This window comes from Salinivibrio sp. ML198 (assembly GCF_001996015.1).
Taxonomy (GTDB): Bacteria; Pseudomonadota; Gammaproteobacteria; order Enterobacterales; family Vibrionaceae; genus Salinivibrio; species Salinivibrio siamensis.
Genome location: NZ_MUEZ01000001.1, coordinates 246,879 through 262,150 on the forward strand (window position 1 = coordinate 246,879; position 15,272 = coordinate 262,150).

11 protein-coding genes are annotated in these 15,272 nt (G+C 47.6%); 5 read left to right on the forward strand and 6 right to left on the reverse strand.

Annotated features, from left to right (window positions below; translation table 11 throughout):
* The first annotated feature begins 381 nt into the window (after positions 1–381).
* From BZG25_RS01045 to BZG25_RS01055, 3 genes are all read left to right on the forward strand, one after another.
* Positions 382–1,311 (forward strand): chemotaxis protein, encoded by a 930-nt coding sequence (locus BZG25_RS01045; RefSeq protein WP_077638379.1) that lies wholly within the window; start codon positions 382–384, stop codon positions 1,309–1,311.
* Positions 1,312–1,587: 276 nt separating this feature from the next.
* Positions 1,588–1,893: a DUF496 family protein gene (locus BZG25_RS01050; RefSeq protein WP_046075653.1), complete on the forward strand. Its 306-nt coding sequence runs from the start codon at positions 1,588–1,590 to the stop codon at positions 1,891–1,893.
* A 391-nt stretch (positions 1,894–2,284) separates the two neighbouring features.
* A complete protein-coding gene (locus tag BZG25_RS01055; protein WP_077638380.1) occupies positions 2,285–4,573 on the forward strand; it encodes a TonB-dependent receptor in 2,289 nt (762 codons plus the stop codon).
* On the opposite strand, the gene BZG25_RS01060 is transcribed toward BZG25_RS01055, so the two are convergent.
* Positions 4,574–4,759, reverse strand: a complete 186-nt coding sequence (locus BZG25_RS01060; protein ID WP_077638381.1) for a hypothetical protein — start codon at positions 4,757–4,759, stop codon at positions 4,574–4,576.
* A 90-nt stretch (positions 4,760–4,849) separates the two neighbouring features.
* Between BZG25_RS01060 and BZG25_RS01065 the strand changes: the two genes are divergently transcribed.
* A complete protein-coding gene (locus BZG25_RS01065; RefSeq protein ID WP_046075651.1) occupies positions 4,850–5,668 on the forward strand; it encodes a phosphate/phosphite/phosphonate ABC transporter substrate-binding protein in 819 nt (272 codons plus the stop codon).
* A gap of 3 nt (positions 5,669–5,671) precedes the next feature.
* On the forward strand, positions 5,672–7,306 hold the full coding sequence (locus BZG25_RS01070; protein WP_077638382.1) for an ATP-binding protein: 1,635 nt from the start codon (positions 5,672–5,674) through the stop codon (positions 7,304–7,306).
* A 9-nt stretch (positions 7,307–7,315) separates the two neighbouring features.
* Here BZG25_RS01070 and BZG25_RS01075 read toward each other — a convergent pair whose 3' ends face one another.
* The 5 genes from BZG25_RS01075 to BZG25_RS01095 all read right to left on the reverse strand — a co-directional run bounded on the left by BZG25_RS01075 (position 7,316) and on the right by BZG25_RS01095 (position 15,175).
* Positions 7,316–8,941 (reverse strand): EAL domain-containing protein, encoded by a 1,626-nt coding sequence (locus tag BZG25_RS01075; protein WP_077638383.1) that lies wholly within the window; start codon positions 8,939–8,941, stop codon positions 7,316–7,318.
* Positions 8,938–10,248, reverse strand: coding sequence for a sensor histidine kinase (locus BZG25_RS01080; RefSeq protein ID WP_077638384.1), 1,311 nt, complete (start codon positions 10,246–10,248; stop codon positions 8,938–8,940). Before BZG25_RS01080 ends, BZG25_RS01075 begins: the two co-directional genes overlap by 4 nt.
* Before the next feature lie 82 nt (positions 10,249–10,330).
* Positions 10,331–11,473 (reverse strand): HDOD domain-containing protein, encoded by a 1,143-nt coding sequence (locus BZG25_RS01085; protein ID WP_077578482.1) that lies wholly within the window; start codon positions 11,471–11,473, stop codon positions 10,331–10,333.
* Positions 11,474–11,748: 275 nt separating this feature from the next.
* Positions 11,749–12,756 (reverse strand): sphingomyelin phosphodiesterase, encoded by a 1,008-nt coding sequence (locus BZG25_RS01090; protein ID WP_077578483.1) that lies wholly within the window; start codon positions 12,754–12,756, stop codon positions 11,749–11,751.
* Between the two features lie 151 nt (positions 12,757–12,907).
* Positions 12,908–15,175: a response regulator gene (locus BZG25_RS01095; protein ID WP_077638385.1), complete on the reverse strand. Its 2,268-nt coding sequence runs from the start codon at positions 15,173–15,175 to the stop codon at positions 12,908–12,910.
* Positions 15,176–15,272 lie beyond the last annotated feature (97 nt).

Consider the following 15,272-nt stretch of genomic DNA (forward strand, 5'->3'; position numbering starts at 1 on the left):
ACGTAAATCCTTGCTAACGTGCCTCAATGTTGGGGCTTTTGTGTCGCGTTGCACTGAGACTTTCAAGTACCGAGACAAAAAGCGTGTTCTTTCTTATTTTAGGTAAGATACAGCCACAGGCAACCTCTTTGCAGAAGGTGACGCCTAAATGACTGGCTCACTTAGCCTATATCTTTCGCTATCTTAGCAAAAACCGTGGCCTAAAAGCGTGGTATACACCACGTTTAAATGAGACTATCAATAAGTTTCAAATGTGAGACAATGGTAGGCAAAAGTTTTATCTTTTCACCCGTTAGCCCTATCCTTGGGGTAAGAATAGGTGTTTAGAGACAACACTGTTACCCTAATCAGAAGACTGACGATAACACGCAGAGTGATGCTATGAAGAGCAAAGCGAATCAAGCACAAGGCATGTTGATGTTCCGCCTCACCGCCACCCAATCTTTCGCGATTGGCACGCTGAAGGTACGAGAAATCATTCCTTTTCAGCCGCTCACGGATTTGCCGGGATCTCACCCAACGGTGATCGGAACCACTAGCTTCCGTGGCATCGCGACCCCTGTCATTGATATGGCAAAAGCGATTGGCTACAAACCCGTGGCCAAGTCAGAATGGGAGTCTTGCTACATTATCGTGACCGATTGTCAGCGCCGGGTGATGGGTTTTTTGGTCCGTGGAATCGACAAGATCAGCGAGTGCGATTGGCGTTCTATTTCAGAGCCACCGGAAACCTTAGGAACACGCGCGTTTCTTACCGGCGTGATGAACATCGACGACAAGTTGGTGCAACTGCTTGATGTTGAATACATTATGGAGCACATTTTCCCCTCTGATCCTGACAAGCTGCACCCCATCTTAGCCGACGTCGATCGTGAGAAACTCAAACCCATGCATATCCTCTTGGTCGATGACTCATTGACGGCGAGACGGCAATTATCAGAGGCGCTTGATAGTATAAACATCCCCTACTTTGTCACCAACAACGGCCTAGAAGCGCTGCAAATGATGAAAAATGCCGCCTTTGCCGGCAAGCCATTTGATATTATTGTTAGCGATATCGAAATGCCTGGGATTGATGGCTATGAGCTAGCCTTTGAAATCCGCAGCGACGATAAACTGGCGGAAGCTTACTTGATATTACACACCTCGCTATCAAGTGATATCAGTGTCGACCGTGCCAAACAAGTCGGGGCGCACGAAGCACTGACGAAATTCGATGCCACTGAGCTAGTGCAAGCCATGTTGCGCGGCGCGATGATGAAAACATCCGGTTCATCGGTCAAGCTCGAGGGCAGCCCAACCGACTACTGAGCGTGATTACCACGTTATCGGTGAGCCTTGATATGTGTCATGACACTGTCAATGCTCACCTGTTATCGTTGCCACCATCAATCAGCGAAGAAGGTAGGGTGACGGTTTAGCCAGCTAATGAGGTTGTTGATAAACTGGCCTCACAATGTCTTTTCTTCACCCGCCTGTTTCATTCAAGTGTTTAAAAACTCCTCACTTCAAGCGCGAAAAGACTGGGTTTGCGGCAGCGCTTGTGGTTTAATTTTTTCATACTTCAAAAGATAGAAGGCGACTACTATGACCAGCGTATACGAGATCGTTAAGCACTCACGACAAAAGAACAAACTGAAGCGCGAAATCCAGGACAACGACAAGAAAATCCGCGACAACCAAAAGCGGGTGGTGCTGTTAGAAAACTTGCTCGACTACATCCAGCCAGAGATGTCCTATGAAGAGATCGTGGAGATCATCAAAAACATGAAAGGCGATTACGAAGATCGCGTTGATGACCACATCATCAAAAATGCGGAAATTTCTAAGCAGCGCCGTGAAATCAGCCGCACTATCAAAGAACTAACTAAACAAAGCAAGGGCGGCAAATAAGCCCACATTAAGGAATGTCTCGTCCTAAAATAGGTTGACAGTTCTTAGGCCAGCTCCAGTAGCTGGCCTTTTTGATGGATTTCTTCATAGCTTCCAGATGTTACCCCTCTTCAGTCATTCCCTACCGCGTTAGCTTGTGCCAAACGATTTGTCGACGTACGGATATCACTAGACACAGGCTTATTTAGTCACTGCGTTTTTATACTCTTTTTTCAAGAGGCTAGATTACATGCATCAATCCAACTATCTATGTATTGACAATCAGGTTACATATCAATAATCATAATGATATCCATTATCATTTGATACTGGAAAAAGGTAGTGACGTAGACGTATCTGCAGGGAGGCAGCCTCACTATGCCCTGCAGGGTTGTAACGTATAAGGATAATTATGAACACCAAAAAAGCAGTCAGCTTTTCGCTCTCACCGCTGGCGTTAGTGATCAGTGCCCATCTCGCCCACGCCGCCCCTTCTGCGGCCAATACCGAAACCATCATTGTCACCGGCAGTAAAATTCAAACCACGATCGCCGATTCAGCCAGCACCAACTGGGTGATCACCAATGAAGAATTAACCCGTGAAATTCAAGGCGGTGAGTCATTAAAAGGGGCACTAGGAAAGCTGATCCCAAGCTTTGACTTTGGCAGCACCAACGCACGTACCAACGCCTCACAGAATTTACGTGGCCGCAGCGCGCAAATCATGATTGATGGCGTGGCATTGAATGCCGCTCGCACCATTAGCCGCCAACTGGATAGTATCGACCCCTTTAATGTCGCCCGTGTTGAGGTACTGTCAGGCGCGACCTCCATTTATGGCGCGGGCGCAACCGGCGGTATTATCAATATCATCACCAAACGAGGTGAAGCAGGCGATGCGCAACTCGAGGTGCAGACTGGCGTCACCACTGGGTTTAACAACAGCGAAGACCTGACCAAGAAAGCCGCAGTCGCGGTATCCGGCGGCAGTGAAACCTTGCAAGGGCGCTTATCCGTGGCGTATGAAGGTAAAGGTGCGGCCTACGACGGCAATGGCGATCCTATTTTGCCCGATGTCACCCAAACTGATACCCAATTCAATGACAGCATTGATGTAATGGGTAACTTAGATTACAGCCCTGACGACGAACAGCACCTTTCCCTGACTGCACAATACTATAACAGTCAGCAAGATACGGATTATGGGATTGATTACGGGCCTAAAACATCCGTTCCTGTAGGCAATATCTATCCGGATTACGCTGGATATGGCGATGTAGAATTATATGCTGGCTTGATAGACTCATCTTATTTGAAGCGCTCGGACGGGCTGGAGTTAAGCGAGCAGCCTTTTACCGAAAGGTTGATGCTTGACACACAATATAGTCACGCTAATGTCGCTGGTCACTCTCTTTTGGCTCAAGCCTATTACCGCGAAGAGACATTCGGGAACTTTCCCTTTCCAATGATTTCAGAGTCATTCAAACAAAAAATCGACTATGCAACATCAGGTGATTTTTCAGCGCCAACACTAGCATTCGGTGCCTCAGAGCAGAGCAATGACGTACTAGGCGCAAAATTGCTGTTACAAAAAGACTTTTCTCAAGTAACGCTTAACTATGGTGTGGACTATTCGCATGAGACCTTTAGTGCGTTTCAACGTATCTACGACCCATCAGTTAGTGCAACGAGCCAAGGGTTGAGCTTTAAGCACAAAGCAAATATCGATCGTTATCCTGACTTCACCACACAAAATATCGGGGTCTTCAGCCAAATTGATTGGGCAATCACAGATAAAACTAACTTGTTCGCTGGCATTCGCTATCAAAATACTGAGTATGATGGTGATAGTTTTGTCAGTGTATATAAGCAACTCGCTACCCTGCTAGACGGAAAACCGCAGGCAGAAGCTATCCCTGGCGGTAAAGCGGATAAAGATATCTGGCTCTTTAATGCCGGAATTAAATATGACCTTACTGACAAGCAACAAGTATGGGCAAACTTTAGCCAAGGCTTCAATATGCCCGATCCCAGTAAGTTTTACGGCTACGGCTCATACTCTGGCTCTGCTTTAGATGATTACGTTAGCGTCAGTAATGTAGGCCTCGATGGTCAAAAAACAGACTCTTACGAGCTAGGGTGGCGCCTAAGCAATGCATCATTTAACACTCAGTTATCTGCGTACTATTCACTTTCTGACAAAACCTACAAATACTCCAATACACAGCTCGAGCTAGATAACAATGAACAACGTATTTATGGCTTAGAAGGTCAAGTCAACTACTATATTTCTGATAATTGGTACTCTCGCTTGCAAGGCCATCTTGTCGAAAGTGAGGAAAAAAATAAAGGCACATGGAAAGACCTGAGTATCTACACCGCCAGCCCATCAACGGCGATGGCAGCGATCGGATACGATAACTTCGATTGGGGCACTGAGCTTAACCTGCAACATGTTGGTGACTTATCAGATAAAGAGGGTGATCGCCTCGAGGGCTATGAACTTGTCGGTCTCAATGGTTACTACACCTTGCCAGTCGGTCAAATTAACTTTGGTATCCAAAATCTACTGGATAAAGATTACCTAACTATTTGGAGTCAAAAGGCACAAAAAGTCTATAGCCCAAGTATTCCAGCGGATCTAGTCACCTATCAAGGCGTTGGCCGCACCTTTAGCTTAAGCTACAGCGCCACGTTTTAATTATGTTCCTTTTCGCGCCCAGTCCTGCTGGGCGCCTGGACGTTGCAGCTTCCCGATTTTCCCACCAATACCCTCACCCACTGACACCCCGTCGTCTGTCATTAAGGACGACAGCTCGCTGTGGATATCGCTGCCGTTTCGTCCCAAATAAGAAAAGCGCGTGGTGTGATTACAATGTGATTTCATTGGCTTAATCACGCTTCATTGCGTGGCAAGGGATGAAGTCAGTAACTACACTGTCTGGTAGTTCATCAATCACATTGCGAGAAAGAATGAATGAAAGTCATTTTGCTGTCTTTTTTACTCAGCATTACCCTCGTTAGCCACGCTCACGCAAGAGACATTACCTTTGGTATCGTGCCACAGCAATCTGCAATTACATTGGCTAACAACTGGGGTCCAATTTTAAAGTACGTCTCTCAACAATCGGGGTACAACCTTGTCTTTCGTACTGCCAAAGACATTCCCGAATTCGAAGGACGTGTGCTCACCGGTGAATATGATGTCGCTTACATGAATCCTTACCACTATACGGTTTTCCATCAAAAACCTGGCTACCAAGCATTTGCGAAGCAAAAAGATAAGCGGATTCACGGTATTTTAGTCGTCAAAAAAGACGCGTCCATTTCCTCACTTGAAGCGCTCGATGGCAAGCGCTTAGCGTTTCCTTCACCGGCCGCGTTTGCCGCCAGTGTGGTGCCTCGTGCCGCGCTGAAAAATCAAGGCATAAACATTACACCGCAATATGTCTCGTCTCATGACTCCGTTTATTTAAACGTTGCGCGAGATTTCTTTATTGCCGGTGGTGGCATTGAACGGACGTTTAATAATACCGATCCCGAGGTTAGCAAACAGTTACGAGTATTATGGAAAACCCCTGGCTACACACCTCATGCGTTCGCATTTCATCCCGACCTTGACCCTCAAGTCGCCAATGCGATTAAAGCGGCCTTTCTCTCCCTCAATAACAGTGAAAAGGGCCAAACGCTGCTGGGAAATATCAGTTTTAAAGGGATAGAGCCAGCGCAGAACGAGGATTGGGACGATGTAAGAGCGTTAAACATTACGCTGTTGCAACACTTATTGAGTGACTAGCCCATGTCCTTACGATTAAAGACCATCTTAGGTGTCGCCCTGATTGAGGCGATCCTGTTGGCGATTCTGCTGACATTGACTCTCAACTATTTAGAAACCACCAACTACCAAGGGCTCAACCAACGTGCCAGTTCAACAACCCAGTTATTCGCTTCCACGGTAAAAAATGCGGTGTTATCGTTCGATCTCGCCACTGTTGACTCCTTTACTCAAGAGCTACTCCATAACAGCGATATTATGTATGTCGCGGTTGTAGGCGATAACGGAAGCGTCCTATCATCAGCCGGGGACCTTCCTGATTCTTTCAATACAGACATTCTTGAGATGAATGCACAGTCCGTCACGGATGGACTGTATGATGTACGCGCGACCATTTCCGAGTCGAACATTGAGTTTGGATCGGTCTGGATTGGCTTTGACCTAACAGGCCTATTGAGCCAGATACAAGATGCCAAAAACTGGAGCATGCTCATTGTGCTGGGCGAGATGCTGTTAGTGGCCTTATTCTCTTATCTATTGGGGAGCTATCTCACCCAGCGATTATCAGAGCTTAAAAACGCCGCCGATACTATCGCCAGTGGCAAAAGAAACGTTCACATTTCAACCCACGGCAAAGATGAACTGGCCAGTGTGGCTACCGCGTTTACCAATATGATTCAAGCATTGCGTGATTCCGAGAACAAAACCGAGACCTACCAAAAGCGGTTAGAGGAAGCGAATCAATCGCTGGAAACCAAGGTGGCGCGACGTACCGCTGATCTGGTGCAATCGAATGAACAGCTACGCGAGATAAATCATCAACTCAAGCAAACGCAGGAGAAGCTGGTCGAAAGCGAGAAAATGGCCTCGATTGGGACCATGGCGGCAGGAGTTGCTCATGAGATCAATAACCCCATCGGCGTGGTGAAAAGTAACCTTCAAATGTGTCAAGAGTATCTCGAGACCTATCAAAAGTGGACAGATATTGCCGAGCGAGTTGTTCACCAATCAGAGCCAATTGAGACCCTCACTCGCTGGAAACAACGTCACTTCGTGGATGACATCTACGATGATTTCAGTGATAGCCTTGCCGATGCTAACGATTGTGTGCAACGCGTGATCAATATTGTTTCCGCCTTACAGCAGTACTCCAGTTATAATCAACAAACACGCCAACACTTTCAAAGCGTTGAAATCTTTGCGGTGATTGATGAGGCGCTGAATACCCTGTCTCCGCCCAAGAATATCAACATATCTATTGCTGCCAGTATCTATCAACTTCCTCCAGTGATGGGCCGCCATGACGAACTGGTCATGCTGTTTAAAGAAGTGCTCAAAAATGCACTTCAAGCTTGTGAACGCGATCATGCAACGATGACACATCATATTGACGTAGCCGGTATGGAGAATGACGATTTGTGCACCATCACGGTGAAAGACTCAGGACCAGGGCTACCTCAAGATGACAGCCACCGTGTTTACGATCCCTTCTTCACCACCTTGCCCGTTGGACAAGGTATGGGGCTCGGGTTGACCTATGCCTATGATATTGTTCGCCATCATCAAGGGACGATACAGCTTACTTCAACCACGGACGGCACCACAGCGACCGTCGTACTCGTGCGTCAGGTCACTCATGCAGCGGCGAATAATGCTTAATCGCTGCCGCTATGCTTGAGAGGGTATGTTGTTGTGTTTAAAAGTCGCTAAAAACTCCAGGAGATGATCACGGCTAAGCGGCGCACCAATGCCATAGCCCTGTACACGCGTGCATCCTTTTTCTCTCAAAAAGTCAATTTGGTTTTGATTTTCGACCCACTCAGCGACCACCTCTACATTCATTAACGCCGCACTCTGGCTAATCGATGACAAGATCACTTCGTCCATTTCACTCTGGCCGATATTACGAACAAAGCGACCATCAATTTTTATCACGTCAAAAGGTAATTCACACATGGATTCAAAGCCAGCAAAGCCGGTACCAAAATCATCTAACGCACAGGAGATACCGAGTGATTTCAAACAATCCATTTGTTGGTGGGCATGCGTAAAGTTATGGATCCTGTCGGTTTCGACCAGTTCAACCTCCAGTTGCGGGACATCATCTGGATAGTCAGGCAAAAGGCGCTGAATCACGCCTACCACAAATCCCGTCTCCAACTGCCGAGCGGTCACATTGACACTGATTGTCTTGAGAATGTCTGCCTGGCGTAATAAACGAATCGCTTCCAGCGCTTGTTCAAACATCGCGGTGGTTAACACGTCTTCGAGCTGGTATTGACTTAGCAAAAGCAAAAACGCCGCAGGACTTTGATAACCACCCGATTCGAGTCGACGTCTCATCAGTGCTTCAAAGCCATCAATTTCGTCAGTCACAATATTCAATTGTGGTTGAAAAAATGCCTCGAAGTGTTTGGCTTCAATATCGCGAATTAAAGTACGCAACGTTGCGTCGTCTTGATGCCCATCAGGACAAGGAAGCCAATAGTGCGCATCATAAAGCGGTATTTTTTTCGCTTTACGCGCCTGAATCGTCTCGAAGGATATCTCCTGCCAAGAGCGAAGCGCGCTGACCATCAATTGTGTAGGCAGTGCTTCCTCCTCACTGGCACGGTTCAAGCTCTCAATCAACGCATTTAACAAACAATGACCTGTCGAGGAGTACGCCAACAATCCCACAAACTTATCTGCGATGCGGTACCAGTGAAATTCCGTTATTTGATGAAGATGTTCACTGACACGCTGTAACTGATGATTCCCCGCCATCACCGACTGGGTTTCATTAATCTTGCTGGTTCCTTGACTATCAATAATCACCACCAACCACGGCGTTTTAACATCCACCGCCATAGCTTGAATGCGCTGATTAAGGGCGTCTTGCGAAAGGCATCTCGTCAGCGTGTCGTGCGGCAAAGACGCTTGTTTATTGCTCAAGATCGTTTTAACCGTATCGCACAGCACCTCGCGATCCCAAGGTTTGCTAACGTATTGGCTCAATGCGCCGGCATTGATGGCCCGGGAAACACCCGGCAAATCGGCTTGTCCGGATAACATGATGGTGGCAATATCAGGATAACGTTGATGAATGTTAATCAGTAATTCCGCACCGTCCATGTGCGGCATCCGGTAATCGGAAATCACGAGGCCAATGTGATGTTCAGATAAAATAGCAAGCGCCTGCTGCCCCGACTCTGCGGTATGAATATGCGCCACAAAACGACGCAGTTCTCGCTTTAGCGCACGTAGGATATGCGGCTCATCATCAACCAATAGAATTTCCGTGTACGCCATCATGGGCTGCGCCCTCCTTTCATCACCTCATGGACTGGCGAAGAAATACCCTCAGCCTGATTTCCCGAGCAGGGCAACACAATCGTAAACGTCGTCCCTTTTCCTTGCTCACTGGTTACTGTGATTTGGCCACCGTGAGCGACAATAATATCGCGCGAGACGGACAAGCCAAGCCCCGTCCCCTGCCCGACCGGTTTGGTGGTATAAAATGGCTCGAAAATCGTCGCCAGCGCCTCTTCTGGGATCCCTTGGCCGTTATCTTTGATTTCAATAATCAGATGCTCTTCATCGAGGGGGGCGACAGAAATCTTTATGTTTCCCTCGCCCTCAATCGCGTGTGCGGCATTAATGAGTAGATTGAGAAAAACTTGATTCAACTGCATGGGCTGACAAAGGATATCAGGTGTCTGAGGCGCGTAGTTTCTCTCTATTTCAATCGCATACTTAATCTCGTTATGGATGATTTTCAGTGTCGAGTCGATACCGCGGCGAATATCGGTGGTCGCCCATTCACCATTGTCAACGTGTGAAAATTCTTTGAGATCTTTGACAATCGTCATCACTCGCGTGATCCCTTCTAACGACTCTTCAATCAGATCGCTGGCATCTTCGAGTAAATAACTCAATTGAATATCGTCTTTTAGCACCTGTCGGTCTGCCAGTAAGGCCCTATTGTCGGTGCTCTCTATCTTTTCGTCCAAACAACGGACATAGGCGGTAAATTTATCTAGATAGTCGTATAGCGTGCGAATGTTGGAGGAGATAAAAGCGATAGGGTTATTAATTTCATGGGCAATTCCCGCCGATATTTGCCCAATCGACGCCATTTTCTCTGACTGAAGCAGTTGACTCTGTAACTGCTTGAGTTCTGAAACGACCTCTTGATATGCCTCAGTGCTTCGTTTGAGTCGCTCAGTATCTGGGATAGAGGGAAGAGCCTCTCGCGTAGGGGCCGCCAACGCTGTCGGGCGATAAAAACAAATGGCGACCTGTGTGACCTCGCCATGCACTGACAGAATGGGAAGAAACTCGACGTCTTGCCATATGTATGCCGCATCAACATCCCCGCATATATCTACAATGACAGCGCCGGATGACTGCAATGGCGCTTGCGTCGAGAAAACCGTGTCGATGTTTTGTTGTAAAAATTGATGATGAGCAGGAAGACGCACTAACAGCGCGTCTCCAACGAGGGCGTCGTTTGCTGCGTTGAGGCTGCGAAGAAAGCAGGTATTGGCGTCAACGATACGATAGTCACGATCGATAAGACATACCGCGATAGAGAGCCCATTTAAAATCGCGGGTGACATCTTGTTATCCTCCACGTTCCCCTTCCATGTTTATGTCACATGCACAGCAAACCACAGCGTCATAGATTGTTATCCGGCACATTCAAATCGTCTCCTTATACGACTGAGTAAAAAAAGCGCCGATATTGGCCGACCAAGACTGTAAAAGCTTGGCTTTATCAATATCGTTTGCATTAATCCACTGCCGGCAGTAATGCAATAGCGCGCCATCCTTGGTTCGCTCACTTTCAGGGGATAACGGGATGGCGCCGCTTGCCAACACAATCTCTGCAAGCTCAAAATCATAGCCCCACAAAATAATGATATAACTCGAGACGACAAGCGCAGTATCAAAACGGGCAGGTAAATCGCAAATGGGATTGTTGCTACTTTCACGACAGCCAAGCTCTCGCGCCATCAGTTCCCCTAACGAAGACAACACTGATGCGAGATACAAACGCTCTGCATGCGCTTTGTCATACCCAAGGAATAGTCCCAGCGACTTACTCACATTAGCCAGTTCAATATGTTCATCCACCACGGCATAGTGCTCTTTGGTGGACAAGTGCTTAAAGGCATTATGTCCCACCATAGTGGCAGCAATTGACTCGACCGATTGAATGCCCAGCCGATTAATCGCTGTTTCTATTGACCAAGTCCGGTTTCGAAAGCCCAAATAAGCAGAATTAGCAAGCTGTAAAAGTCGGGCAACTAGGGGAGGCTCTTCGCTGACCACTCGTGCAATTTGTTCCATGTCTGAATGGGGATCATTAATCGTAGCACGTAAACGGCGCACGCAGTCAGGCAAGACGGGAAAATCCTCAATACCGACTAACCGGTTACGCGTTTCAGCATCAATCGGCAACTTATAGAGGCGCTCAACACTATTAAGCACATTATCAAAGTCATCTTCAGAGAAGGGTTTGGGTAGGACGAAGTGCACACTAGGCGTCGCGAGTTCGGTAATTTTTTGGCGCGTATCCCCTGTTATCAGGGCACGTATCGTACCAGGAAAGCGCGCTCGAACCTGCTCTAATAACGCATCCCCCTTTAGCTTGGGCATCAGTAGATCACTGATCACCAGAGAAGGGGACTGATCATCTAACAGGCCTTTCTCCCAATGGGTAGGATTCTTAATCAAGCTGATAGCCCAACTCGGTTTCAAGCGGCGAATCACCCGACCAATCGCCTTTAATGTGAGCGCGTCATCGTCAACGTAGATGACATGGAAACGCGGCCTACTCATGCTTCCCTCGTATTCTCATCGTTGTCCTCAAACGACCCAGCGCTATCGTTAGGCAGTAAGTGAGAGAGTAATCAACGCTGCGGCTTATCTCAGTGGAACCTTATCCAAAGTGAGATACCCAGCAATCCTTTCAGTAAGCGTAGTCCAAAATCCCAGACTGTCTTGGCATACGGGACGAAATTAGCGGTGTCTGGATAACGTTAATAGGGGGAGGGAGGGAAAGCGGGCTCAACATGGTTGAGCCCTGTAACAATGCACTCTATCAAGCGCTGAAATTACTCAAATTCAAACTGTACCATGACCGGATAGTGGTCAGAGAGTTCATGGTAGTAACCATCATGATAGGTTTGTCCAGCCGCTTGCGGCCACTCGCCTTCAAGGTAGTCCCAATACCAGTCATCGTTGGCGGTTAATTGCACCACCTTCATCTCAGGTTGATTGGCAGGCAGTGCATGGTCACGGCTCCACAAAATATAATCTAGCGTCGTGTTGTAGTTAAGGTCATATTCAAAGTGATACGCGTTCGCTTTCGTGAACCAATTATGCTTGGCGGAAAAAGACGTTACCTCAGGCTCGGTGAACCGCAATGCGCCATTTAATGCTACTTTCATGTCGTTGATTTCATCTTGGCGACTCCACTCTACGTTCATGTCACCACCAATAATCACAGGCTCCTCAGCGGGAATCGCCGCCTTGTCGATGAAGTCTTTGATTTCGCTAAGCTGACCAAGGCGCACTTGGTGCTCCTCATCAGACATGCCATCGTGCGTTGCCTGTAAATGGGTGCCAATTAAGTGAAAGGCTTCACCTTCTTTATCGATCTCAACGTAGGCAAAGCCTTTGTTGGCTTGATAGTCCCAGCTACCTTTCAAGCTTTGATGATAAACGTGCGCCTTTTGAGTCAAAATGGGGTATTTAGAAAGGATAGTCACGCCGCCACGCACGACAAATAAAGAATTGGAACAATCTCCAGTCAGCGCATCCCAACCTTCCCCACTGCAGTCTTGTCCGACATTGGGTGTTTGATAGGGGTATAAGCTCGCCAGTTGATTCATCGCTTGCTCGGCTTCCGCGTTAAAGGCCTCACTGATCAAAATCACATCAGGCTGCGTGTCCATATCGGCAATCGCTTGCGGCAGACGGGCGGCACGCTCAGCTTGATCCCAGTCTTGTAGGTTACTTAGTTGCATAATGTTATACGCCATGACGTTGAGCTGACCCGCATGCGCACTGAGACTAAGCAGCAACGCAGCTGCCGTTGAGAGCAGTTTATTGATTTTCATGTTTCCTCTTTTCGTTTTGCTTTCTAATTGTTTTAGGTGTTTCGCCCACCAAAAGATTAGAAGCCTAACGAAAATGGCATGAGCCGCCCCAGGATTTGTTTACTTTTTCTGATATTTTTGTAACTAAGCTCACGTTCCTTGTATTACGTCATTAATGCGTCACTAAGTAAGTTTGCGAGGTAAAGGTATGTTTTCTCAACATGGTCGCGAGCTCATGCTGCCTGACCGGTTTGGCAATATAATCATCCATACCCGCGGCTAAACACGCTTCCTTGTCTTCCGTTGTCGCATTCGCGGTCAGTGCAATAATGGGGGTTCGATTAAAGCGCGATTCTTGTGCCCGAATGTGTTCAGCGGCTTGGTAACCGTCCATCACAGGCATCTGACAATCCATAAAAATCGCATCAAAAGGTTGGCTTTTCCACAGTGCCAGCGCCTGCTCACCATCGGCAGCCGAGCGAACATGTATCCCTAGCTGGGTCAACATCGCCTCAGTCACTCGTTGATTAACTTTGGAATCTTCCACGACCAAGACATGCAACCCAGCCAGCGATGTGCCTTTTCCGGTAGATCGTACGACCCCCAGTGTCGGTTGGCGCTGTTGTAAGATGCGCACCAAATGCGCTTTTAAGTCATTAAATTGGTAGGGACGGCCTAAGTAACCCTCTATGCCTGAGCGTTCAATCCGCGACTTATCCAATGCATCGGGCGCCGCCGTTAACATCATAATCGCAGGGCTTTTATCTCCAAACGTGGTAATGATTTGTTCAGCCAAGCGAAAACCGTCCATTTTGGGCATCACTTTATCGAGTAAAATCACTTTAAATGGATAGTGGCTATCAAGGCGTTCGCGAATTAAAGGAATCACGTCATCCGGATGCATGCAGCATGTGACTTGGCAACCAAGGTTGCTCAATTGTGCCGTGGTGATGCGCATGTTTAAACGACTATCGTCTACCAATAACATCGGGGCGCCCGCGAAAAGATACGCCTCAACTGGTGTGGCTAAAGGAATATCCGCACAATCAAAACGCGCGGTGAAGGTAAACACACTGCCCACATTCACTTCACTGTTGAGGGTAATTCGCCCCCCCATTAAATTGACAATTTGCTGTGAGATGGCGAGCCCAAGCCCGGTACCTCGGGCGGTTGCTGTTAAGGAGTCACCTTGTTCGAACTTACCAAAAATACGGCTTTGTTCTTCAACGGGAATGCCAGGCCCGGTATCACTCACTTCAAAACGAAGCACACTGGCCGTATCCTCGTCACTCACCTGCTTGATAGAGACAACCACTTCCCCACGCTCAGTAAACTTGATTGCATTACCCACCAAATTAATCATCACTTGGCGTAATCGTGGTGCATCACCTATCAACAAAGGGGAAATATCAGCATCTATTTCGCAGCGAAAAGCGAGCTGCTTTTCCTTCGCTCGGAGAATGAACAGATTCTCAAGATCTTTCCCCAACTCAAATATATTGAGCTCTAATGGTTCCAGTTCTAACTTACCTGCTTCAATTTTAGAGAAGTCGAGGATGTCGTTAATGATATCTAATAACGACATCGACGATGTTTCCAACATCTCGACAAACTCTTGTTGCTCGTTGTTTAAGCGAGTGCTTTTTAACAGCGAGGCCATCCCAATAATGCCGTTCATTGGAGTACGGATTTCATGGCTCATGTTGGCCAAAAACTCACTTTTCTTTTGGCTAGCCTTTTCAGCGTCGTGCTTCGCGTCCTCCAACTGAGCCAGTTGTTGCCCTAGCGCCGTGATCATAGCGTTATAACGCGTTTCAAAACCTCGCCAATGATGGAATTGGGGGGGGACCTGAATCGGCGTGGGTACGCCATTATCCCACTGGTTGACCTGCTGGTGTAGCGCCACTAACGGCCTTTCTAAGTGGCGACGCACAATCCATATCGAGCTTAAGATCCCCAATCCTGAAACAGCCAACCATCCAAGAAAAACCCACTGAGCACTATCGCCAAAGTAGGCATTTAACGCCGTATAATTTGACGCCACCTCAAGTTGCCCAAGGGTATACTCGTTTCCCTCGTCTCTTGCAATTAACGACCAACGCTTTTGCAACGATTGTGCAGCAGGCTCCACGCCACGCTCAATTAACGAGCCATCGGCATCATATACATGGATATAATCAATCTCAGGTTGGGCGATGAGCTGCTCTATCCGTTGCTCAAACGCTTGCGTTTCCACACGCCATAGATGTCCAGTCATTGCACTGAGATCTCTGTTGCCCACCTCTTGCAAGGCGCGATCGACATCTGCTTTATGCGTTTGGTAATCGCCCAGCAGGAGAAGCGCCGCAAATAACGCTGTCAGTACGGTCCAGCTTAAGGCTAGCTTGGTAATGATTCCCGCAGAAAGAGAGGGGCGAGTCAGGGGGCTGCCTACCTTCATAATCACCTTTTATCGAAAAAGCTTCTCTGCTAATCATAGAGTCTAATCTTATTTTGGGCGAGAAATGTCCTAGTTAGTGGGCGAAAAAGAACAAAAA